Below are 20,159 nucleotides of genomic sequence, written 5' to 3'. Positions count from 1 at the left end.
TGCAATCATGTTCAACGACTTGGGTCGACTGGGAAAATACCTGGGGCAGGCAGCCCGCCTGATGGTCGGCATGCCCGACTACGACAACTATGTCGAACACATGCAGAAAACGCATCCGGACAAGCCGGTGATGAGCTACGAGGCGTTCTTCCGCGAACGCCAGGAAGCACGTTACGGTGGCAAGTCCGGGCCCAAGTGCTGTTGATCCTGCGGTACGTGTAAACCTGTGGGAGCCTGGGTAACCGGCTCCCACAGTCATTTCAGATTCAGGAGTATTTTTGCGTGCAGACGCCCATTCCCGTAACCGTCCTCACTGGCTTCCTTGGTGCCGGCAAGACCACCTTGCTCAGGCACATGCTCAAGGCCGAGCATGGCCTGAAGCTCGCTGTGATCGAAAACGAATTCAGCGAGGCCGGCATCGACAGCCAACTGCTGGGTGATCAGCCGGTGCAGGTAATGACCTTGGCCAACGGCTGTGTATGCTGCAGCATCCATGGCGACTTGACCCGCGCCCTGTACCTGCTGCTTGAACGTCTGGATGCCGGCGAGATTGCCTTCGACCGCCTGGTGATCGAGTGCACCGGCCTGGCCGACCCGGCGCCGGTAGCGCAAACGTTCTTCATCGACGAGGAGCTGCGTGAGCGCTACATCCTCGACGGCATCATCACCCTCGTCGATGCCGCGCATGCCGAACTGCACCTGACCCAGACCATTGCTCAGGCCCAGGTCGGCTTTGCCGATCGTCTGCTGCTGAGCAAGACCGACCTGGTCGAGCCAGCTGCGGTTGAAGCCCTGCGCGAACGCCTTGCCCGCATCAATAGCAGGGCTGCGATCCGTGTGGTCGAACACGGCTGCATCGACCTGGCTGAACTACTGGATGTGCGCGGTTTCAACCTCAACCCTGACCTTGGGGTAAACCTGAAACCGATGTTGCGACCCGTGCTCAAGCCTGCCACCCCGGACCGCATCTCCACGATGGTGCTGCGTACCGAAGCCCCGCTGGATATCGACCGCCTCAGCAGCTTCATGAACGAGCTGCTGGAAACCCACGGCAAACAGCTGCTGCGCTACAAGGGCGTGCTGAACATTGCTGGCGAGGAGCGCAAGCTGGTGTTCCAGGGCGTGCTCAAGCTTTATGGCTTCGACTGGGACGCCGAGTGGGCCGCAGGCGAAGCGCGCGAGAGCGTGATGGTGTTCATTGCCGATGAACTGCCCGAGGCTACGATTCGGGCTGGCTTCGAGGCAATGGCTGCGGGCTGAGCCGCTGGGGCGCCTGCCCTGCGAACCACTGCGGCCATGAGCTGCGGTGGCGGGTCTCGACCTCGATGCACGGGATCAGGCGTTCGGTCAGCACAGCGGTTTGCCGCACTGCTTTGGCGGTGCGGTATTTGACGCTGTGGATGCACTCGCGGTCGCCGAACTCGCAGCGGTTCAGGGCGGTTCCGCCGCAGGGGCCATTGGCCAGGCCTTTAGGGCAGGTTTCCGGGCAGGTGTACAAGGTGTCTTCCAGGCGGCAACGGCCGCAGGTGTCGCAACCCACCAGCGGGCGCTTCACACTGCGCTCCAGCGTGTGCAGCACCTGTGCGCCAACGCGTGTTGCCCACAGAGGCTGGCGCACTGCCCAACCGAAGGCCTTGCTCAGGCCGTTGCGCCGGCTGAACAGCAGTGAATGCATGCCATGCATCAGGTGATAGCGGGCTTTTTCCTTGAATGAGGCATCGACCCGTGACTCGCCCAGGCGCCAGCCCGCCTGTGGCGGATGGAAGGTCACTGCCGGCAGGCCGGGCATCTGCCAGCTGGCGTGCCAGGCCGGTGCCCATTGCTCCAGGGAGTGAAGCTGGGATTGCCAGTGCTCGATACGGGCCTCCAGGGCCAGCAACTGTTCGAGTGTGTGAACCCCTGACAGGTGCACACCGGCGTAACCCATCAGCTTTGTACCGATAATCTGCAAGGCCAGGCGGTCAACACTGCGCGCCTGGGCAAAGGCCTTGGACTGCGCCGTCTCCGCTTCGAGCATGTCGCGCATGGAGGGCGTGACAGTGACGCCGGCCACGTGGTCGAGCATCGTCGCGCGCCCGTGGGTGAGGCTCATGAGGCAGGCCAGCATGGGCTTGGGTGAGGCCTGGCGGTGCATCCAGTGTATGGCTTCCTGGTGCTTGGCGGCATCGAAGCCCAGCTGCAAGGTGAAGAAGTCAGCCCCCGCTGCCAGCTTTTTCTCGGCCTTGAAATACTGGGCGCCGCCTTCTTCCTCGTGGTACTTGAACGGGTTCAGCGCCGCGCCCAGCAGCCAGTGCGGGCAGGCCTGGCGGGCAATCTGCAGGGCGGCGACCGATTCCAGATAACGCACCGGGCGCTGGCCAGGTTCATGGCCAGGCAGGCGGTCGCCAGTCAGCAGTAACAGCTGGTCGAGGCCGGCGGCGTCCATGCGCTGCAGTTGGGCGAGCAGGTGGTGGGGTTCGCGATCCTTGCCTGAAAAATGCGGCAGGGCAGGCACCGGGTTGCTGAACGAGGCGAGGGCGTCCAGCGGTGACATGTCCAGCGGGCTGCCGACACGATCACCGATGGCCACGGTCATAGGCCAGCCGCACAGGTGCGCACGGGCCATGATCGCTTCCATGGCGGCAAAGCGTTCTGCGGAAGGTTTGGGGACGAACTCCATGACGCAGACGAAGTTCTTTTCGCGCAGGGCGGTTTTCAGCAGGCTCATGTTGGCCGGGCACCTGGTGTGGTCAGGGTGGCATTGTGCGGCAGAAGGCGATCCGGGTCATGTCCGGATGCGCAAGGTGGTGATCTGAATGAGACATGGGGGGCGCGAAGTTCATGACAGCATGATCATGAAGATTTCTTGGGTTCATCTCAAATTTAATGAGTTTGTCTCAATACCCCATCAACCGGAGAATCCCCCTCATTCATTCAAGCATGCTGAAGGGACAAGACATGGCACTGGCACATAACCTGGGCTTTCCACACATCGGCCGTGACCGCGAGCTACGTGCCCGCCACTGGCAGGTGCAGAAAGACGCCGGCATCGAGCTGCTGCCGGTCGGCGACTTCGCCTGGGACAGCCACGTGCTTAGTGCTGGCGATCAGCCGTTCGTTCTGAACTGGGAACCACTGTTCGAAGACGTGGAACACGCCAAGGCTCTGGGTCATGCAGTCAAGCCGGTAGTGATCGGCCCCTTGACCTACCTGTGGCAGGGCCAGACCCTGGGCGGTGACTTCGACAAACTGGAGCTGCTTGACCGCCTGCTGCCCGTGTATGACCAGCTCCTCAACCGCCTGGCCGCCCTGGGCGTTGAATGGGTGCAGATCGATGAGCCAATCCTCGCCCAGGACCTGCCTCAGGACTGGAAGAATGCCTATGAACGCGTCTACAACATCCTTCAACGCGCACCGTTGAAGAAGCTGATCGCCACGTACTTCGGTGGCCTCGAAGGCAACCTCGGCCTGGCCGCCAACCTGCCGGTCGATGGCCTGCACGTCGACCTGGTTCAGGCGCCCGAGCAGTACCAGACCATTCTCGACCGCCTGCCGGCCTACAAGGTACTGTCGCTGGGCCTGGTCGACGGTCGCAACGCTTCGCCTTGCGATCTGGGCAAGACCTTGGGGCTGCTGCACGAGGCCCATGAACGCCTGGGTGAGCGGCTGTGGTTGGCGCCGGCCTGTTCACTGCTGGAAAGCTCAGTGGACCTGGCCGTGCAGAAGTGCCAGGAAGTGGCGGTGCTGGCCGCTTCGCTGGAGCAGGAGCGAGTCGCTGCTTGAACGGTTGCTGCCTGTGCCGGCTTCTTCGCGGGTGAACCCGCTCCTACAACGGCCTGCGCCCGATCACCGATGTGTGTCCACCACCGATCGGTGTAGGAGCGGGTTTACCCGCGAATACGATGGCGGCTGCGACGTTGAACAGCGGGTGGAAATTGGCCAGCAGGTCCGGCCCTTTCGCGGGTAAACCCGCTCCTACAACGGCCTGCGTGCAATCACCGATGTGTGTCCATCACCGATCAGTGTAGGAGCGGGTTCACCCGCGAAGAGGCCGGGCCTGCTTGAATCAATCAGCGCTCGATGGCCAGCGCCACCCCTTGCCCGCCGCCAATGCACAAGGTTGCCAGGCCTTTCCTGGCATCCCGTTTGATCATCTCGTGCAGCAGGGTCACCAGCACCCTGCACCCGGAAGCACCAATCGGGTGGCCCAGGGCAATCGCCCCTCCATTGACGTTAACCCGTGCGGCATCCCATGCCAGCGCATTGCCCACGGCCAGCGCCTGGGCGGCAAAGGCTTCGTTAGCTTCGATCAGGTCCAGTTCGGCCAGTTGCCAACCGGCCTTGTCCAGGCAACGCTGGGTCGCCGAAACCGGACCGATACCCATGATCGCGGGGTCTACCCCGGCACTGGCATAGGCGGCGATCTTCGCCAGCACCGGCAGGCCCAAAGCCTCGGCCTTCGCGGCGCTCATCAAAAGCACGGCGGCGGCGCCGTCGTTCAGGCTGGAAGCATTGCCTGCGGTGACGCTGCCGTCCTTCTTGAAGGCCGGGCGCAGTTTGCCCAGAGACTCGGCGGTGGTGTCCGGGCGTGGTTGCTCGTCACGGGCAAAAACCTTGGGCTCTCCCTTTCTCTGCGGCAGCACGATGGGGGTGATTTCAGCGTCGAAACGGCCGGCCTCGATCGCCGCCACTGCCTTGCGCTGCGATTCGGCAGCGAAGGCATCCTGCTGTTCACGGGTTAGACCGTACTTGTCCACCAGGTTTTCGGCAGTGATGCCCATGTGGTAGTCATTGAAGGCATCCCACAAGCCGTCCGTGATCATGCTGTCGATCAGTTGGCCATGGCCCATGCGCTGCCCAGTACGGGCCGAGGGCATCACGTAGGGGGCAAGGCTCATGTTTTCCTGGCCACCGGCAATCACCACCTCGGCATCGCCGCAGCGGATCGCCTGGGCGGCCAGGTGCAGGGCCTTGAGGCCCGAGCCGCAGACCTTGTTCAGGGTCAGGGCCGGTACGCTGAAGGGTAGGCCAGCCTTGATCGCCGCCTGGCGGGCCGGGTTCTGACCGGCACCGGCCGCAAGCACTTGGCCGAGGATGACTTCATCGACCTGCGCCGGGTCCAGCCCGGTTTGTTTCAGCAGTTGTTTGATCACGGCGGCGCCGAGGTCAACTGCAGGCACAGTGGCCAAGGCGCCCTGGAAGCTGCCGATGGCGGTACGGGTTGCGGCGACGATCACCACGTCGTTCATGTTGTTGTTCTCCGTGCAATGGGCGTAGTGCCGCCAGCTTCGGCGGGTTTGGCTTATTTGTTAAGTTTGTTTTTCTTTTGGATTGATGTGAAAAACAAATCAATGGGTGGCGAAGGTTCTAACCAGCCAATCTGGATTTCGTGGAGCTGTGAGCCTCCTGCACATAAGAACTCTGGTTTTGCATCCCTCTGATCACCCCGTAATATGTGTCGGATAACCTGCGGGGGTAGTCTCACCCTCTGATCAATCGGAATCGCCCCAAGCGGCGCTTCCCCGGCATAAACCTGACGAGGTACAGACATTGGCCATCATTCATCCTAAGGTTCGCGGTTTCATCTGCACCACGACTCACCCGAAGGGCTGCGAGCTCAACGTCCGTGACCAGATCGAAGCCACCCGCAAGCTGGGCGTACGCGAGGATGGCCCGAAGAAGGTCCTGGTCATCGGTGCTTCCAGCGGCTACGGCCTGGCAGCCCGCATCACGGCGGCGTTCGGCTTCAAGGCCGACACCCTGGGCGTGTTCTTCGAAAAGCCAGGCACCGAGACCAAGGCCGGCACTGCTGGCTGGTACAACGCTGCTGCCTTCGACAAGTTCGCCAAGGCCGAGGGCCTGTACAGCAAGTCGATCAACGGTGACGCCTTCTCCGACGAAGCTCGCGCCAAGGTCATCGAGCTGATCAAGAACGAAATGGGTGGCAAGGTCGACCTGGTCATCTACTCGCTGGCTTCGCCTGTGCGCAAGCTGCCGCAGACCGGTGAAGTCATTCGCTCGGCACTCAAGCCGATCGGCCAGCCATACAAGTCGACCGCCATCGACACCAATAAGGACACCATCATCGAGGCCAGCATCGAGCCGGCCACCGAGCAGGAAATTGCCGACACCGTCACCGTCATGGGTGGCCAGGACTGGCAACTGTGGATCGATGCTCTGGCTGGCGCCAATGTACTTGCCGAAGGCGCTCGCACCGTGGCCTTCAGCTATATCGGCAGCGATATCACCTGGCCGATCTACTGGCACGGTGCACTGGGCCAGGCCAAGCAGGACCTGGATGAAACCGCCCTGCGTCTGAACCAGAAGCTGGCCGGTGAAGTGAAAGGCGGCGCCAATGTGGCGGTGCTCAAGTCGGTGGTTACCCAGGCCAGCTCGGCCATCCCGGTGATGCCACTGTACCTGTCGATGGTCTTCAAGATCATGCAGGAGAAAGGTGTTCACGAAGGCACCCAGGACCAGCTCGACCGCATGTACCGCGACCGTATGTACCGTACCGACGGTGCGCCGGCAGAGGTCGACGAGAAGGGGCGCCTGCGCCTGGACGACTGGGAACTGCGTGACGACGTGCAAAACGCCTGCAAGGCCCTGTGGCCACAGGTGACCACCGAGAACCTGTTCGAGCTGACTGACTACGCCGGTTACAAGAAGCAGTTCCTCAACCTGTTCGGCTTCGAGCGCGCTGACGTCAACTACGACGAAGACGTGGCCACCGATGTGAAGTTCGACTGCGTCGAGCTGTAATCGGGTAAGCCTGTACCGGCCTCTTCGCGGGCAAGCCCGCTCCCACAGGTTCTCCCCCTGTAGGAGCGGGTTCACCCGCGAAGAGGCCAGTACAAGCTACAAAATCTTTGCTAGTTTTGGCGCACAACAACAGGAAATGCGCCATGAGTAGCCTCATCCAACCCGCTACCCCATTTCGCCACCCCGCGGCCGACGGATACAGCCTCGGCGGCTTCTGCTGGCGCCACGCCCAACCTGACCCCCAGCGCCCGCTGGTGATCATCAACGCTGCCACGTCGGTACGCTGCCGCTATTACGCCCGCTTTGCCGACTACCTGTTCGCCCACGGCTGCGATGTGCTGACCTATGACTACCGTGGTATCGGCGAATCCCGGCCTGCGTCGCTGCGTGGTTTCCAGGCCTCCTGGAGCGACTGGGGCCGGCTGGATTTCGAAGCCATGCTGGCGCATGCGGCAGCGCATTTCCCAGATCAGCCGGTGGACGTGGTGGGGCACAGTTTCGGCGGTTGTGCAGTAGGCCTGGCACCGTCGGCTGGCCAGATACGTCGGGTCGTGATGGTCGGCGCGCAATTCGCCTACTGGCGCGACTACGCGGCCAGCCAGCGCTGGCAACTTTTCGGCAAGTGGCATGTGGTCATGCCGCTGCTGACCCGGGTATTCGGCTACTTTCCCGGCAAGCGCCTGGGCTGGCTGGAAGACACGCCAGCCGGCGTGGTGCATGACTGGACCACACGTACCCCACGTTATGAGCACCGCCCCAGCGGGCGGGCGTTGGCGGCGCTACCGTTCGCCCAGGTGCGTGCGGCGACGCTGGCCATCAGTCTGACTGACGACCCTTTTGGGACCGTGGCGGCGACCGAGCGTTTATTGGGTTATCTACAGGGGGGCGAGCGCCAGCACCTGCGCATTGCACCTGTGGATATCTCGGTCGAGGAAATTGGCCATTTCGCGTTCTTTCATGACCGGTTTCGCGAAAACCTGTGGCCGTTGGCCTTGCAGTGGTTGCGGCAGGGGAGGCTGGAAGGTAGGGCGCCTGGCACCATCATGGATTGATGGTGGGCTCAGGACAGTGGGGCCGCAAAGCGGCCCCGGCAATCTCAAGCCTTGCGCGCAAGCGGCTGCGCAGCAAACTTCACACCCGCCAGACCGTGTTTGATCAGCGCACGGATGTTGCCATGGTCGCTACCCTCAGGCGTGGCCACCACATCACGGTAGTGCTCGCCGAAGGCCAGCAGCGCTTCCTGGTCGCTCAGCCCTTCAAGCAAGGCCAGGCCCAGGGTTTTGCACGAACCTTCGTTCTGCCCTGCCGCATTCTCCACGCCGCCGTTGTTGAAGGCCTGCGGCTGGTAGCTGTAATTGTCGGCAATGAACGCCAAGGTATCGGCAAATACATGTTGGCCGCTGGCCAGGCTTGCGCGCAGGGTATTCAGATCAGTCACAAGGTTTTTCCTTTTTCGAACGCCGCTTGTTGATCGGCGCTGGCTTCTTTCTGGTATTGGGCTTTCCACTCGGCGTAGGGCATGCCGTACACCGCTTCGCGGGCATCATCCAGGCTCAGGTCCAGCTGACGCTCGTCAGCGGCGGCCTTGTACCACTTGGACAGGCAGTTGCGGCAGAAACCGGACAGGTTCATCAGGTCGATGTTCTGTACATCGGTGCGCTTTTGCAGGTGTTCAACCAGGCGCCGGAATGCGGCCGCCTCGAGCTCAAGCTGTTGTTGTGGGGTCATGGTCTTCTCTCAAGTCATGCGGTTCTTCAGGTGGCGGCCACCGTTGATGACCACCTGGCTGCCGGTGCTGTACTGGCTGGCGAGCAGGTACTTGACGGTCTCGATCAGCGGGCCGGCGCCGGGTTCGAATTCCAGCAGGGCCTTTTTCAGGGTTTGCTGGCGGTAGGCTTCGTCCCCCCCTTCCTTGAGGATCAGCAGCCCAGGCAGGATACCGTTCACATGCACCTTGGGCGCATATTTTTCGGCGAATGACAGCACCATGTTCTGCAGTGCGGCCTTGGTGGCGGCGTAGCCGATGTGGCTTTTACTGCCGCGCGAGGAGGTTTCGTCGCAGATGTGGATGATGTCGGCCTTTTCCACCTTGGCCAGCAGGTCGCCCAGGGCCAGGTTGAGGTGGTAAGGCGCTTCGACGTGCAGGCGGAACATGGTCTCGAGGTTATCGAGGCCGTCGTCGAGCCATAGTGAGGCGTTGTGAATGATGGCGCGCAGTCCGTCGTAACGATCGTGCAGGTGATCGATCAGCGCCTGGCGGTCGCCCGCGTGGCACAGGTCGGTCTGAAACTGCACGATGTTGGGGTGGGCTGCCTGTGGCTGGATGCTGCGGCTGGCACTGACCACCGTATGGCCGGCCTGTGCCAGTTCGAGGGCCAGGGCCAGCCCGACACGCTGGCTGGCTCCGGTAACGAGAATGGGGCTGTTCATGTTCGGGGTGGTCAACTTGTCTGTCCGTTGGTTGCCACCCAGCATACCCGAACTGTTTCCCTGTTGTATGGCCTGGCCTCAGCGGCTGCGCAAGGCGCCGGCAGTGGCCGGGGAGGCCTGCAGCCAACTGGATAGCAGGCGGGTGGACAGCGGGATGAACAGGTACACCATCACCGGCGTCAGGGCCAGGGTGCTGAGCAGTACCCGGGGCACGAGGTCGAGTGCCGCCAACCAATGGCCGAACAACAGGTTGAAGGCCAGCGAGACTGGGAAAAACGCCAGCCAGATGGCCACGGCCTGCTTCCAGCGTGGCGGTTTTTGCACCCTGTTGGTGCCAAACCAGTCGTCGATACCGCTGACGCGCGCCTCTTTGGGGCGCTCGAACAGGCCGTTGCCGCGTTGTAACCATGCGCGGCGAGAGGCGGAGTGCTCCCAGGCATGCAGGGTCGGCTCGTCGCTGAAGCGGAAGATGATCTGAAATTCGTCGCCATCCCTGGGCGGGGCAAGGATGCCCGAGCCGAGGTAGCCAGGGAAGTCGGTGGCCAGCTGTTCGCCTTCGTGCAGCCAGGCCAGCAGGTCCTGGTAGCGGCCATGGGCGGCGCGGCGCGACACCATGAGGGTAACGGGTGGGGTAGACATCGTGTATCTCCTGGCAACGGGGCTGGCGGGTAGCTGGCCCCTTTGGCTGTGTGGCCCGGGGTGGTGGGCGACGCAGTCGTGCATGCAAGAATCGGGCGCGCATTATCGCGCAGTTGCGATCTTCGGCAACTATAGGCTGGCAAACGGTGGCACCAACAGGCCGACACAGTCGTAGTAAGCTCAGGGTACTTCGTGCAGATGAACGAACAGGGACGTAAACCAGTGATCGATGCAAGCTTCGAGCAGCAGGAGTTGTTTCCGATTCGGGAAGTGTCACGCTTGACCGGTGTCAACGCCGTGACCCTTCGCGCCTGGGAGCGCCGTTATGGACTGATCCAGCCCATCCGTACCGGCAGTGGTCACCGCCTGTATTCCCAGGCTGATATCGATGAAATCCGCCGTATCCTCGGGTGGCTGGAGCGCGGCGTGGCGATCAGCAAGGTGGGCAGTATTCTGGCTCGCGGCCATGCCCTCTCCGGGCAGGCTGGCGGCGCGGTGGACGCCTGCCTGCGCTGGCAAAACCAGATTCGCCTGGCGGTACAGCACTTCGACGTGGCAGGCCTGAATCGCCTTTATGACGAGGTGTTCGCAGCCACCACCCTGGACCAGGTGTTCGCGGATGTATTCATGCCGGTGTGGCATGACATGGTAGTCCGGCAAGGCGGCTATGGGCAGGCCAGTGAATGGCTGTTCTATGACCAGTTCCTGCGCGGTCGGGTTTTTGCCCGCTTGCAGCTTGCCCGTGTGCCGCGTAGCCGCACCGTGCTATTGGCGCCATTACCGGGCCAGTGCCATGAGCTTGAGTTGCTGGTAACCAGCCTGATTCTGGATAGCGACGAAACACGCGTGATCCCGTTGGCGAACGGGCAGCCGCTGCAAGAGCTTGCGCTGGTCTGCGAACGGCTGAAGCCGGACGCCCTGGTGCTGTTTTCCCATCAATCGCCTACAGCAGAACTCGCCCGGCACTTCAAGCGCCTGGCATCGATGCTGGAATGCCCATTGTTACTGGCCGGTGAAGCGGCGGAAGCGGTACAGGACAGCCTGGCTGGCAGCCCTGTAGCCTGCCTGGGCGCGCAGGGCAGTGTGATGCGCCAGCGCTTGCGGCAGTTTCTGGCCCGTCAGCTCGATACCTGAGTGTGCAGCTCGGGGTGGGCGCGGCGGTGCGCCTGGAGGATGTAGTCGCGCAGGCGTTCGATTTCTTCGGCTGGGCTTTGGCTGAGGTCGTAGGCAGCCAGGTCCGTGCCGATGCGCCGGCCCAACACACCATGCAGTTCGATCGGGGTGATGCCGCCCGGGGCGAAGCGCAGCTCGAAGCGGGCGGGTGCTGTTGGCAAATCACGGACTTCCAGCAGCACACCTTTGAAGGAAATTTCGCGTACCCACAGGCCGCTTGCCTCGTCATGGGCATCAAGCAGTGCGCTCGGCTGGTCCATCGACAGGCGCCATGGGCGCAGCATGGGGCCGTCTTCGTAGATTTCCGGTGAGCCCAGCTGCAGGTGCAGGGCGTGGAACTCGTCCTCTACCAACTGCAGCGGGAAACTGATCTGCTGGTTGTTGAACTGGGCCTGTAAGGTCACCTGCTCGTTAGCCACCAACCGGGTGAGCAAGCTTTGTATGCGGCGGTCGCCATTGACCAGCAGGCTCGACATGGTGTCAGCCAGGTTCAGTTGCGGCGAGTGCTGCATATTCTGTATGAAATCCAGCTCGTCCTGGGTCAGGAGCGCGTCTGCTTGCATGATCGAACTCGGTGGTGGCGATTTCTTCAACGGAATTGACCGTGCGTGGCGGACTTGGTTCAGGCGCGTTCGTCGGGTTTCGGACGAGCGCGCAGTTCTGCCAGCTCCCGTTCCAGTTCGACCTGGCGGCTGACGTCTTTCTGGATGCCGATAAAGTAAGTGCGCTGGTCAAAGTCGCTCTTCACCGGCGTGATCGACAACTCGTTCCAGAAGGCGCTGCCATCCTTGCGATAGTTACGCAGCACTTCGCGACATGGGCGGCCCTCGGCCATGGCCTTGCGGATGCGTGCGCGGCCAAGCTGGTCACGGTCGTCAGCCTGCAGGAACCGGCAATCCTGATAGAGAATCTCGTCACGGTTGTAGCCAGTGAGGCATTCGAAAGCGGCGTTCACGTAGATCAGGATGGTGTCGTCGCCTTCCTGTTCGGCAACCACGATGCCGTCATTGGACGCATCGACCATCGATTGCAGCAATTGCGCGTTGATCATGTCCGGGCCATAGGTGAAGGAAAACGGAAGATGGCGACTTTGGTAAGGGCGGCCTTTTGCCAGCGTTGAATGCTAGTATCCTACGTTTTCACTCAGTTTCGGAATCCTCTACTCGATGAAAGTCGCCATTATTTCCGGCTCGGTCTATGGCACCGCCGAAGAAGTCGCCCGTCACGCTGAATCGCTGCTCAAGGCGGCGGGTTTCGAGGCTTGGCATGCTGCGCGTGCCACCCTTCAGGATCTTCAGGGTTTTGCCCCCGACGCTTTGCTGGCCGTGACCTCGACCACCGGTATGGGTGAGCTGCCGGACAACCTCATGCCGCTGTACAGCACCCTTCGTGACACACTGCCCGCAGCCTGGCGTGGCCTGCCTGGCGCGGTGATCGCGCTGGGCGACTCCAGTTATGGCGATACCTATTGCGGTGGTGGCGAGCAGATGCGTGAGCTGTTCGCCGAACTGGGCGTGCGCGAAGTGCAGCCAATGCTGCGCCTGGATGCGAGCGAGACGGTGACCCCGGAAGCGGATGCCGAGCCTTGGCTGGCTGAGTTGGCGAGCGCACTGAACGCCTGACCCGACACCTGTGCAGGCGTGTTAGCCGTGGGGCTCGCGCAACAAGGCCAACCACGCCTGCGCCGCCCGTGACAGGTAGGCGCCGCGTCGCCAGATAAACGCGATATCCCAACGCAAATCCTCCTGCGTATTCAACGGCACACGCACCACCCCGGGGCGCTCCAGCGCTTTTGCCACTACCCGGGGCAGCATCACCACGCCCTGGCCAGCTGCCACCAGCGCCGCCAAAAAGTCCGCCTGGCCGCTGCGCCCGCCTTCCTTGGGGGTGAAGCCCTGCTGCTGGCACGCCTTCAGCAGCCGGTCGTTGAGCACAAAACTGCGCTGATACAGCAGAAACGGTGTATCGGCCAGTTGCTCCAGGCCCACGGCGTCCAGGCCGGCCAAGGCATGGCCAGCCGGCAGCAACGCATCCAGCCGTTCGTTGCAAAAGGGCTGGTAGTCGAATGCCTCGTCGGTGGGCGTCAAACAGCCGCCCAGTTCCAGTTCGCCACTTCTGACGGCCTGTTCGATGCTGCGGCTGCCGCCTTCCAGCAGTTGGATGGCGATGTTCGGATGGCGCCGCCGGTACTCGGCGAAAAAGCCGGCGAACAGCGTGTCGCTGCCAAGCATCGGCAAGCCCAGGCGTAGTTCGCCACGCTCCATCTGGCTGAGATCGTCCAGCTCGTTGAGCAGCGCCTGGCGCTGACGCAGCAAGGCTTCGCCACGCTCCAGCACGATGCGGCCGGCAGCGGTCAAGTGCAGTTGCGAAGCCTGGCGCTCCAGCAGCGGCTGGCCCACATCTTGCTCAAGCTGGGCCACTTGCTTGCTCACGGCCGACTGACTGATGTGCAGGGTCTGTGCCGCCTGGGTAAAACCGCCGCGGTGGACCACTTCGATGAAGCTGCGCAGTTGTTTGAATTCCATGCTTAGGATTCCATTTTGGAATGGTGAGCAGTCTAACAATTCGCTTCTGGCCTAGGCAGCCAAATCTTAAAATGAGGGCCTGTCGAGGAACCCCGCCATGAAACCTGCATTATTGAAAAAAGCCCTGCGCCTGCTTGTCGAGCTGGCGGTTCTCTGTGCGCTGTTCCTGCTTGGTGGCCAGATTGCCAGTTGGCTGGGCTGGCCGATCCCCGGTGGTGTGATGGGCCTGGCACTGCTGTTGATACTGTTCGCTTCGGGTGTGCTCAAACCGGCCATGCTGCAATTGGGTGCTGGCTGGCTGATGGCTGAGATGCTGTTGTTCTTCATCCCGGCGCTGATGAGCCTGCTCGACTATGGCTCACTGATCCGTGATGAGGGCTGGCGCATCTTGCTGGTGATCGCCGTGAGCACGCTGATGGTGATGATAGTGACCGCCATGACCGTTGAGCTGGTGTGCCGCTGGAGGTTGCGCCATGAGCCTTGAACCCATGCCGCTGTTCTGGTTGGCCTTGACCTTGCTGGCTTACCTGGGCAGCCGCTGGTTGTACCGGCGTAGCAAACGCTACCTGCTGTCACCGTTGATCCTGGTGCCGTTGTTGCTGTTGGCTGTGGCCGTGCCACTGCATACAGCCTATGCCGAGTATGCGCGCAACACCCACTGGTTGATGAGCGTGCTCGGCCCGGTGACCGTAGCCTTCGCGGTGCCGATCTGGCAGCAGCGGGCCATGCTGGCGCGCCACTGGCCGGCCTTGATGATGGGCATGGTCGCTGGCAGCAGTGCCTCGATCGCCAGCTCCTGGGGGCTGGCGCACCTGTTGGCGCTGGACAGCGCAACCAGCCTGTCGCTGGTGCCGCGCTCGATCACCACGCCCTTTGCCATGCCCATGGCCCATGACTTGGGAGGGGTGCCAGAGCTGACAGCGGTATTCGTGATGTTCACCGGCGTGCTCGGTGCCATGTTCGGCGGTGTGCTGTTGCGTTGGTTGCCGCTGCGTACGCCGCTGGCACGAGGTGCGCTGTTCGGTGTTGGCGCGCATGGTGCCGGGGTTAGCCGGGCGCAGGAAGTGGGCCGTGAGGAAGGCTCGGTGGCCGGTCTGGTGATGGTCCTGACCGGGCTACTCAACCTGTTCGCGGCCCCCTTGTTGGCCTTGCTCCTCTGACCGTTCGTGCCACTGACTCGCTCAGTCATCAAGCTGGCTGGCAACGCAAGTTCCAGCCAATGGGCTGCTGGCTAGACTTTGCCTCGACATAGAGAGCACATGTAAGTGCCGAGGTGACATGCAATGAACGCAGCCTTGCCCTATTCCGCCAACACCACTACACCGGGACACTTCTGATGCCTATGGCCGAGATTCCATTGTGCGTCTGGCGTACCCGGGCACAGAGTTTCATCTTCCGGGGCCAGAGCATCCGCTACTGGACCGCAGGGCAAGGAGAGCCTCTGCTTCTGTTACACGGTTTCCCCACCGCCAGTTGGGACTGGCACTACCTGTGGGGCCCTCTGAGCCAACGTTTCCGGGTGATCGCTTGCGACATGCTCGGCTTTGGTGATTCGGACAAGCCCGTCGATCACACTTACAGCCTGATGGAGCAAGCAGACCTGCAGCAGGCATTGCTTGCCCACCTGCAGGTCACGGAGCCGGTGCACCTGTTGGCTCACGACTACGGTGGCAGCGTCGCGCAGGAGCTGCTGGCGCGACACCATGAGCAGCGTGCCGACATTGGCAGCTGTGTGTTCCTCAACAGCGGGCTGTTCCCCGAAAGCTGCCGCATGCTACTGATCCAGAAGCTGCTGCTCAGCCGGTTTGGCTGGCTGGTCGGGCGCTCGTTCGGGCGTGACGATCTGGTGCGTAATGTGATGCAGGTCTACGGCCCCTGCACCCATCCCAGTGAAAGCGCGCTGGATGACTTCTGGAGCCTGATCGCTGCCAACCGGGGCACGCGCATCCTGCACAAGCTGGTGGGCTACATGCCGGAGCGCAGGTTGCACCGCGAACGCTGGGTAGGGGCGATGCAACGTAGAGGCGTGCCGCTGCGCTTGATCAATGGCATTGTCGACCCGCTTTCCGGCGCGCACATGCTTGAGCGCTACCGGCAACTGGTGCCGGAGCCAGACACCGTGCAGTTACTGGGCATTGGCCATTACCCGCATACGGAAGCGCCAGTGCAGGTACTGCGCCACTACCTGGCCTTTCGTGAGCGGCCGCTGAGCTTTTACCCGCCGAAAGTGGCGTGGTCATGACGAGGCCTTTGCGCAAATGGGATAGAGCGCTGTCCGTGCGGCGCTCGGTCTCATCGACGCTGAAAATATCGACGGCCACGTGACAGCCAGCGTGCATTTTCAGTCGCCCAAAAAAAAGGCCGCTGCAAGCCGCAGCGGCCAATCGAGACGTCAGATCAAGGAGCTTCAAAATCTACGTCGGTGAACCTCGCAGGCTTGAAAGGCGGGGGGGGAGAGCCCTTCAAGCCGGCCAGTGAGTTAAGAGTAAGCGCTTGATCCGTCTGGAAAAATAGCTTCTGTCGACATTCACCTTTACGTTTCAGGCAACAGTGCCAAGTGCTGGGTAAGCTTCCCTGCGCTATTGCCTTTCTCATCCGTTCACTCTGCTGCTCCCTTGTTTTGGAGCGCAGTTCATGTCTTTCGATTTCAATCTTGGCATCACCAATTTCGGTGAGAGGTGCCCGGATGCACGCTCTGTGAAAGAACAGGTGAAGGCCATGATGGCTCACGCCCAGGAGCTGCAACAGCTGATGGCTACGGTTGCGCAACTGGCCAGCCTGATCCCGGAGGCTCATCGACAACAGTTCACCGAGCAGAAGCGTTTGCCGTTGGCGGTTGTCGAGTCGCTTGTGCCGCAAAGGCAGGCAGTGCTTGACCAGTGGTGGGAGCAACAGTCCAGGTTAAGTTCGAAATCACTTACCCTGGCGTCCCATTTGATCCAGCTGATGTTTGCTGAAACGCGCCTCAAGGCCCTTACGTTCAAGGCCTGGGAAGCCGGTATCGAGGCCCTCGAGCAGGGCGGGAACGTAAACAGGCATGAGGTGTACCTGGTTGCCGGAGATTTGCGCTTTCGCTTGCCGGGTGTCGTTGCCAGCAGTCATGACCTCGAACAGAACCCGGACGCACCTGCGGATTTTCTGATCTACAGCCTGGCCAGCGGTTGCTGGTTCGACACTGAACGCGAGCGCGCAGCCCGTGAACTCGCCCCTGCCTTTGCTGAAGGCAGCCCGTTGCGTTGGCTGTTGTCTTCGCAAGAGCGGGCAGCGCTCTCTACAGAGGGTTTGACACTCGATTTCGTGCCGCTGCAGGTGCCACTTCACAGGTATTTCATCCGTGATCTGCAGGCTATCCAGCTTGAAGCCACCCAGCGCAGCCTGCGGAGCAAGGTCGATGACGCCCGGCGTCTGGCCCAGCTCGACAGTGCGGCTCGGCTTGAGCCTCTGGTGGCTGCGCTGCAGAAACGTGCGGCGCGGCATGTGCGAGCTTACCGCACCAGCCTGCTGCCCGAATGGCGGCGGTTCATGCAGGGCGAGGAACTGCAAGCCTATCGACATCTGGAAGATGACCTGCAGGTGAAGGAGAAGCGTTGCACCGAGCGTCTGGCGCAATGGCGCGACCTGCGCAGCTTCGCCAAAAAACAGGTCCAGCAAGCCCTTGGCCTGGATATCGACCCCGAGCAGGTACGAGTGCGTGTCAGTCACGTCGATGACCCTGAGCAGGCGATGACACACACCCTGCTCGATTGGGCGTTGAGTGGTGGCTACAGCGGGGGGCAGCTCAAGGTCGAAGTCCTGGGTGAGCGGCACCGTTCATTGTTGGGGAGCACCTCTATCCAGAGCGTGATCGAAAAACTGGATTTGCGCGTGAACTACGTCAAACAGATCCGTACGCTCTATGACGACGCTTTGACCATGGCCGCACTGTGCGAGGTGCTTGATGCGCGGCTGGCGCTGGCCAATCAGGCCGCTCGTCATCAGGGTTTTCACCCGGCGGCGTTCGATCTGTTGCACCACGCACGCCTGGGGAAAATGCAGGCCAATGTCATCAGCACCGGTCTGGTTTGCCTCGATGGTGCGCAAACGCCCTTGAAGGACCTGCTGTGCCTGGTGCAGGGCGATCAGTACCTGCTCTATGCCCCTGGGGCACCGGGAGGCGATTTTCATCTTTTCGACTCACTCGAAAAAATGGCGCTCGAAATCGGTAGCTGGACCTTGTTGCCGGTAGGCAGTGAGTACCTGCTGGGGCAATGCTCGCGGGCCCAGCATGATTCGCTCAAGCGCCATTTGCGCAAGGTCGGGATGCTACCCACCGACTGGTCCATGCACAGCGTGACGCTCGCGCCGATCAAGTCGCAGCAGTGGCTGGATGTGCTCAATGCCCTGGCCAGGCGCAAGATCACTGCCCTGATCGAGGATCAGCAGGCCACCACGCCAAGCTGGTTCATCAAGGCCAGTCGTACCGAGCAGCAGGCACTGGTTGATATCGACCAACTGCTCAAGCTGGCACAGGCCAGGTATCAGTCACTGATGAAGATGCCGAGCTTTCGCACCTTCGCTCATCGACAGGTGACGAAAAAGGTCAATTCATACCCGGGCAATCGCGGCGGCCCAATCAACCCGGATCAGGTATTGATAGCGCTGGAAGAGGATGCTTTTCGCACACTGACGCAGACCGTCATCAAAGGGTATCCCACGTATTACAATTTTTCCGGCTTTGCCCGCATCACCTCGGCTACGGGCCAGGATATCTCGCACCTGAGCCCGGCGCTGCTGGGGAGCTACATCCGCGCTGCCGACCTGGGCAGCAAGTACATCGAAGAAGTGAAAGCGCAGTTACTCGACCGCTCTAGGCCGGAATATGAAAGGCTCAGGCAGTGTTATCGCACGCTTTTCGCTTTGAAGATCAGGCGTGCCGTGATCAGCGAGAAACTTCAGGGCAGCTTGTCCGGCCGCTATGCGCAGTGGCTGGAGTCGGTGATCGACAGCTTTTCGGGGACTTCGATCGACGCGGCATGCAACCTTTATCCGTTATGGATGGACGATTGCCCCGTCCAGGGTGCCTACCTGCTGAAACCTGCTCGAGACCGCGAACTTGAGCCTCTGGTCTATCTGCCAGAAATCGAGCAAGGGCCCACACTGCGGACCCTCAGTGAGCTGGCAAGCACCTGGCGTGAGCACGACTTGGCAGGTTATTGCCAAGACCGCGTGCCGTTATCGAACCAGTCGCGCATGAACGCATTGATCGAAGAGCAACTGCGCGCCGGAGATGGCATTGAGGTGGTGCTGGATGCCGTCGCCCGAGGCAGGGGAGTGCGGCCGCCGATAGGGGAGACCGGGCGTATCGGGGATCCTGTCCACGACCTTGAGAAACGGATCAGGCGGATGATCAACGAAGCCGCTGAAGACAGCGCCGGTGCTGCCGAGCGTATTTCGGCCGTGGTGGTGGAGTGGGGGATCGTACTGGCCGGCATCCTCACCGTGCCGTTTCCACCGGCGGCCATGGCCGTCGGGCTGTTCTGTGCGGCCAGGTCCTTCGTCACCGGGGCCATCGCATGGAGCGATGGCGACCGTTCTGCCGCCTTGCTGTCGTTCGCGGCTGGGGTGGCAGGAACGGTGGCTTCCACGGGGGTCTTGGTGCGGCTGTTCGGTGCCGCACAGAAATACATCACCGTGCTTTCCCGGGCAGAGGTGTCGCAGCCCACGGCCTTCTCGCGTGTGATCGGGCGGCTATGCGATGACTACGGCGATTTGGTGAGCGAGGTGGCGCCCGCCCTTTATGACGGTTTCTCTCAGGAACTGCTCTGGCTGGTCGAGGAGGAAACGCTAGACGTCGAAGCGCAGTGTGGGTTGCCCGCGTAACCCATGCGCCAGCTCACGGTTCGTGCGGCCGTGAGCAGGCGCTGCGCCGCCGGCCCATGTTCATCGGCATGGAAGATCGACGTCGGCCCGACCACGGTCATCACCGCGGCGATCTGCCCCATGGCGTTGAATACTGGCGCCGACAGCGCATCCACCCCCGGCATCAGCAGGCCATGCACATGGTGCAGGCCCTGTTCGCGGATGCCGGCCAGCAGTGTGTGGTAGTCACTGGCGGTTTGTTGCAAAACGGCCAGTTCCCTGTCGCGCAGCTCCTGGGTTTCTCGCTCGGGCAGGTAAGCGGCGAATACCAGCCCGGTGGACGAGCTTAGCAACGGCAGCACCGAACCGATCTGGGTCACCACGGTGACCGCGCGCACGGCAGGTTCGATGCTTACCACCGTGGCCCCCTGGTTGCCCCACACGGCGATGAAGCAACTTTCGTTGAGTTCATCTCGCAACTGCGACAACGGCATCGCCGCCACCTTGAGCACATCGATGCTACCCAGCGCCGCCATCCCCACCCGTAGTGCCTCACGGCCCAGCCCGTAATGGTTGGTGGCGGCATCCTGTTCGGCAAAACCACTGGCAATCAGCGCCTGCAGATAGCGATGCACTTTGCTCGCAGGCATCTGCACGTGCTCGGCCAGGCGCGATAGTGAAGTCGAGGGTGAGAGTTCGGCGAGGGCCTTGAGGATGTCGGTGCCGACTTCCGCCGAGCGGACCTTCTGCTTGCCGGTGTCGGTGGGGGAGTTGGCTTTGGCCATGGGAGGGGAGGTTCCGGATTTATCGTGT

The 20,159-nt window shown here is 61.9% G+C and carries 21 protein-coding genes; 11 read left to right on the top strand and 10 right to left on the bottom strand.

The annotated features are described in order from the left end of the window. Positions 1-7 precede the first annotated feature (7 nt). Both INQ47_RS20975 and yjiA read left to right on the top strand, forming a co-directional pair. Positions 8-205 (top strand): YbdD/YjiX family protein, encoded by a 198-nt coding sequence (locus INQ47_RS20975; RefSeq protein ID WP_003251633.1) that lies wholly within the window; start codon positions 8-10, stop codon positions 203-205. Positions 206-282: 77 nt separating this feature from the next. Continuing rightward, a complete protein-coding gene (gene yjiA, locus INQ47_RS20970) occupies positions 283-1,260 on the top strand; it encodes a GTPase (protein ID WP_021784290.1) in 978 nt (325 codons plus the stop codon). Here yjiA and INQ47_RS20965 read toward each other — a convergent pair. Beyond that, positions 1,220-2,707 (bottom strand): methylenetetrahydrofolate reductase C-terminal domain-containing protein, encoded by a 1,488-nt coding sequence (locus INQ47_RS20965; RefSeq protein ID WP_404702498.1) that lies wholly within the window; start codon positions 2,705-2,707, stop codon positions 1,220-1,222. The two genes, yjiA and INQ47_RS20965, sit on opposite strands and share 41 nt — an antisense overlap. 230 nt (positions 2,708-2,937) lie before the next feature. Here INQ47_RS20965 and INQ47_RS20960 point away from each other — a divergent pair, with 230 nt between their 5' ends. Next, complete coding sequence (locus tag INQ47_RS20960) at positions 2,938-3,762, top strand: 5-methyltetrahydropteroyltriglutamate--homocysteine methyltransferase (RefSeq protein WP_404702497.1); 825 nt, start codon at positions 2,938-2,940, stop codon at positions 3,760-3,762. Positions 3,763-4,049: 287 nt separating this feature from the next. Here the strand turns inward: INQ47_RS20960 and INQ47_RS20955 are convergent, their stop codons facing one another. Beyond that, on the bottom strand, positions 4,050-5,228 hold the full coding sequence (locus INQ47_RS20955; protein WP_404702496.1) for an acetyl-CoA C-acetyltransferase: 1,179 nt from the start codon (positions 5,226-5,228) through the stop codon (positions 4,050-4,052). A 301-nt stretch (positions 5,229-5,529) separates the two neighbouring features. Here INQ47_RS20955 and fabV point away from each other — a divergent pair, with 301 nt between their 5' ends. Both fabV and INQ47_RS20945 read left to right on the top strand, forming a co-directional pair. Beyond that, the gene (gene fabV, locus INQ47_RS20950) at positions 5,530-6,741 is read left to right on the top strand and encodes an enoyl-ACP reductase FabV (protein ID WP_003251642.1); all 1,212 of its coding nucleotides are present in this window, start codon (positions 5,530-5,532) and stop codon (positions 6,739-6,741) included. 143 nt (positions 6,742-6,884) lie between these two features. Continuing rightward, a complete protein-coding gene (locus INQ47_RS20945) occupies positions 6,885-7,793 on the top strand; it encodes an alpha/beta fold hydrolase (protein WP_404702495.1) in 909 nt (302 codons plus the stop codon). A 44-nt stretch (positions 7,794-7,837) separates the two neighbouring features. On the opposite strand, the gene INQ47_RS20940 is transcribed toward INQ47_RS20945, so the two are convergent. The 4 genes from INQ47_RS20940 to INQ47_RS20925 are packed head-to-tail and all read right to left on the bottom strand — an operon-like array spanning position 7,838 to position 9,810. Next, positions 7,838-8,179 carry a HopJ type III effector protein gene (locus tag INQ47_RS20940; RefSeq protein WP_003251646.1) on the bottom strand — a complete coding sequence of 114 codons (342 nt, stop codon included), beginning with the start codon at positions 8,177-8,179 and terminating at the stop codon, positions 7,838-7,840. Further along, positions 8,176-8,469, bottom strand: coding sequence for a DUF1244 domain-containing protein (locus INQ47_RS20935; protein WP_252459628.1), 294 nt, complete (start codon positions 8,467-8,469; stop codon positions 8,176-8,178). Before INQ47_RS20935 ends, INQ47_RS20940 begins: the two co-directional genes overlap by 4 nt. 9 nt (positions 8,470-8,478) lie before the next feature. Continuing rightward, positions 8,479-9,216: a dihydromonapterin reductase gene (gene folM / locus INQ47_RS20930; RefSeq protein WP_252459627.1), complete on the bottom strand. Its 738-nt coding sequence runs from the start codon at positions 9,214-9,216 to the stop codon at positions 8,479-8,481. 33 nt (positions 9,217-9,249) lie between these two features. Further along, complete coding sequence (locus INQ47_RS20925) at positions 9,250-9,810, bottom strand: antibiotic biosynthesis monooxygenase (RefSeq protein ID WP_252459626.1); 561 nt, start codon at positions 9,808-9,810, stop codon at positions 9,250-9,252. Between the two features lie 198 nt (positions 9,811-10,008). Between INQ47_RS20925 and INQ47_RS20920 the strand changes: the two genes are divergently transcribed. Further along, positions 10,009-10,944 (top strand): MerR family transcriptional regulator, encoded by a 936-nt coding sequence (locus INQ47_RS20920; RefSeq protein ID WP_404702494.1) that lies wholly within the window; start codon positions 10,009-10,011, stop codon positions 10,942-10,944. Here the strand turns inward: INQ47_RS20920 and INQ47_RS20915 are convergent. Together INQ47_RS20915 and INQ47_RS20910 are read right to left on the bottom strand one after the other, a co-directional pair. Next, positions 10,929-11,546, bottom strand: a complete 618-nt coding sequence (locus INQ47_RS20915; RefSeq protein WP_404702493.1) for a hypothetical protein — start codon at positions 11,544-11,546, stop codon at positions 10,929-10,931. The two genes, INQ47_RS20920 and INQ47_RS20915, sit on opposite strands and share 16 nt — an antisense overlap. A 59-nt stretch (positions 11,547-11,605) precedes the next feature. Continuing rightward, positions 11,606-12,034, bottom strand: a complete 429-nt coding sequence (locus tag INQ47_RS20910) for a PAS domain-containing protein (protein ID WP_392488683.1) — start codon at positions 12,032-12,034, stop codon at positions 11,606-11,608. 115 nt (positions 12,035-12,149) lie between these two features. On the opposite strand from INQ47_RS20910, the gene INQ47_RS20905 reads away from it, so the two are divergent. Then, positions 12,150-12,605 carry a flavodoxin gene (locus INQ47_RS20905; protein ID WP_003251656.1) on the top strand — a complete coding sequence of 152 codons (456 nt, stop codon included), beginning with the start codon at positions 12,150-12,152 and terminating at the stop codon, positions 12,603-12,605. A 21-nt stretch (positions 12,606-12,626) separates the two neighbouring features. On the opposite strand, the gene INQ47_RS20900 is transcribed toward INQ47_RS20905, so the two are convergent. After that, positions 12,627-13,508 carry a LysR family transcriptional regulator gene (locus INQ47_RS20900; protein WP_392462175.1) on the bottom strand — a complete coding sequence of 294 codons (882 nt, stop codon included), beginning with the start codon at positions 13,506-13,508 and terminating at the stop codon, positions 12,627-12,629. Positions 13,509-13,605: 97 nt separating this feature from the next. On the opposite strand from INQ47_RS20900, the gene INQ47_RS20895 reads away from it, so the two are divergent. From INQ47_RS20895 to INQ47_RS20880, 4 genes are all read left to right on the top strand, one after another. Beyond that, entirely contained in the window at positions 13,606-13,992 is a 387-nt protein-coding gene (locus INQ47_RS20895) for a CidA/LrgA family protein (RefSeq protein ID WP_101196255.1), read from the top strand. Next, positions 13,982-14,668 carry an LrgB family protein gene (locus INQ47_RS20890; RefSeq protein WP_392514574.1) on the top strand — a complete coding sequence of 229 codons (687 nt, stop codon included), beginning with the start codon at positions 13,982-13,984 and terminating at the stop codon, positions 14,666-14,668. The genes INQ47_RS20895 and INQ47_RS20890 overlap by 11 nt, the downstream gene beginning before the upstream one ends. 176 nt (positions 14,669-14,844) lie before the next feature. Further along, a complete protein-coding gene (locus INQ47_RS20885; RefSeq protein WP_404702492.1) occupies positions 14,845-15,750 on the top strand; it encodes an alpha/beta fold hydrolase in 906 nt (301 codons plus the stop codon). A 392-nt stretch (positions 15,751-16,142) separates the two neighbouring features. Beyond that, positions 16,143-19,367, top strand: coding sequence for a hypothetical protein (locus INQ47_RS20880; RefSeq protein ID WP_404702491.1), 3,225 nt, complete (start codon positions 16,143-16,145; stop codon positions 19,365-19,367). Here the strand turns inward: INQ47_RS20880 and INQ47_RS20875 are convergent. After that, positions 19,298-20,131, bottom strand: coding sequence for an IclR family transcriptional regulator (locus INQ47_RS20875; RefSeq protein ID WP_404702490.1), 834 nt, complete (start codon positions 20,129-20,131; stop codon positions 19,298-19,300). The genes INQ47_RS20880 and INQ47_RS20875 overlap by 70 nt on opposite strands. Positions 20,132-20,159: the final 28 nt, after the last annotated feature.

Source organism: Pseudomonas sp. 3HC3 (assembly GCF_044904505.1).
In the GTDB taxonomy this organism is placed as follows: domain Bacteria; phylum Pseudomonadota; class Gammaproteobacteria; order Pseudomonadales; family Pseudomonadaceae; genus Aquipseudomonas; species Aquipseudomonas putida_Y.
Note: the sequence above shows the minus strand (reverse complement) of the source record. Positions and strands in the feature narration are given on the sequence as shown.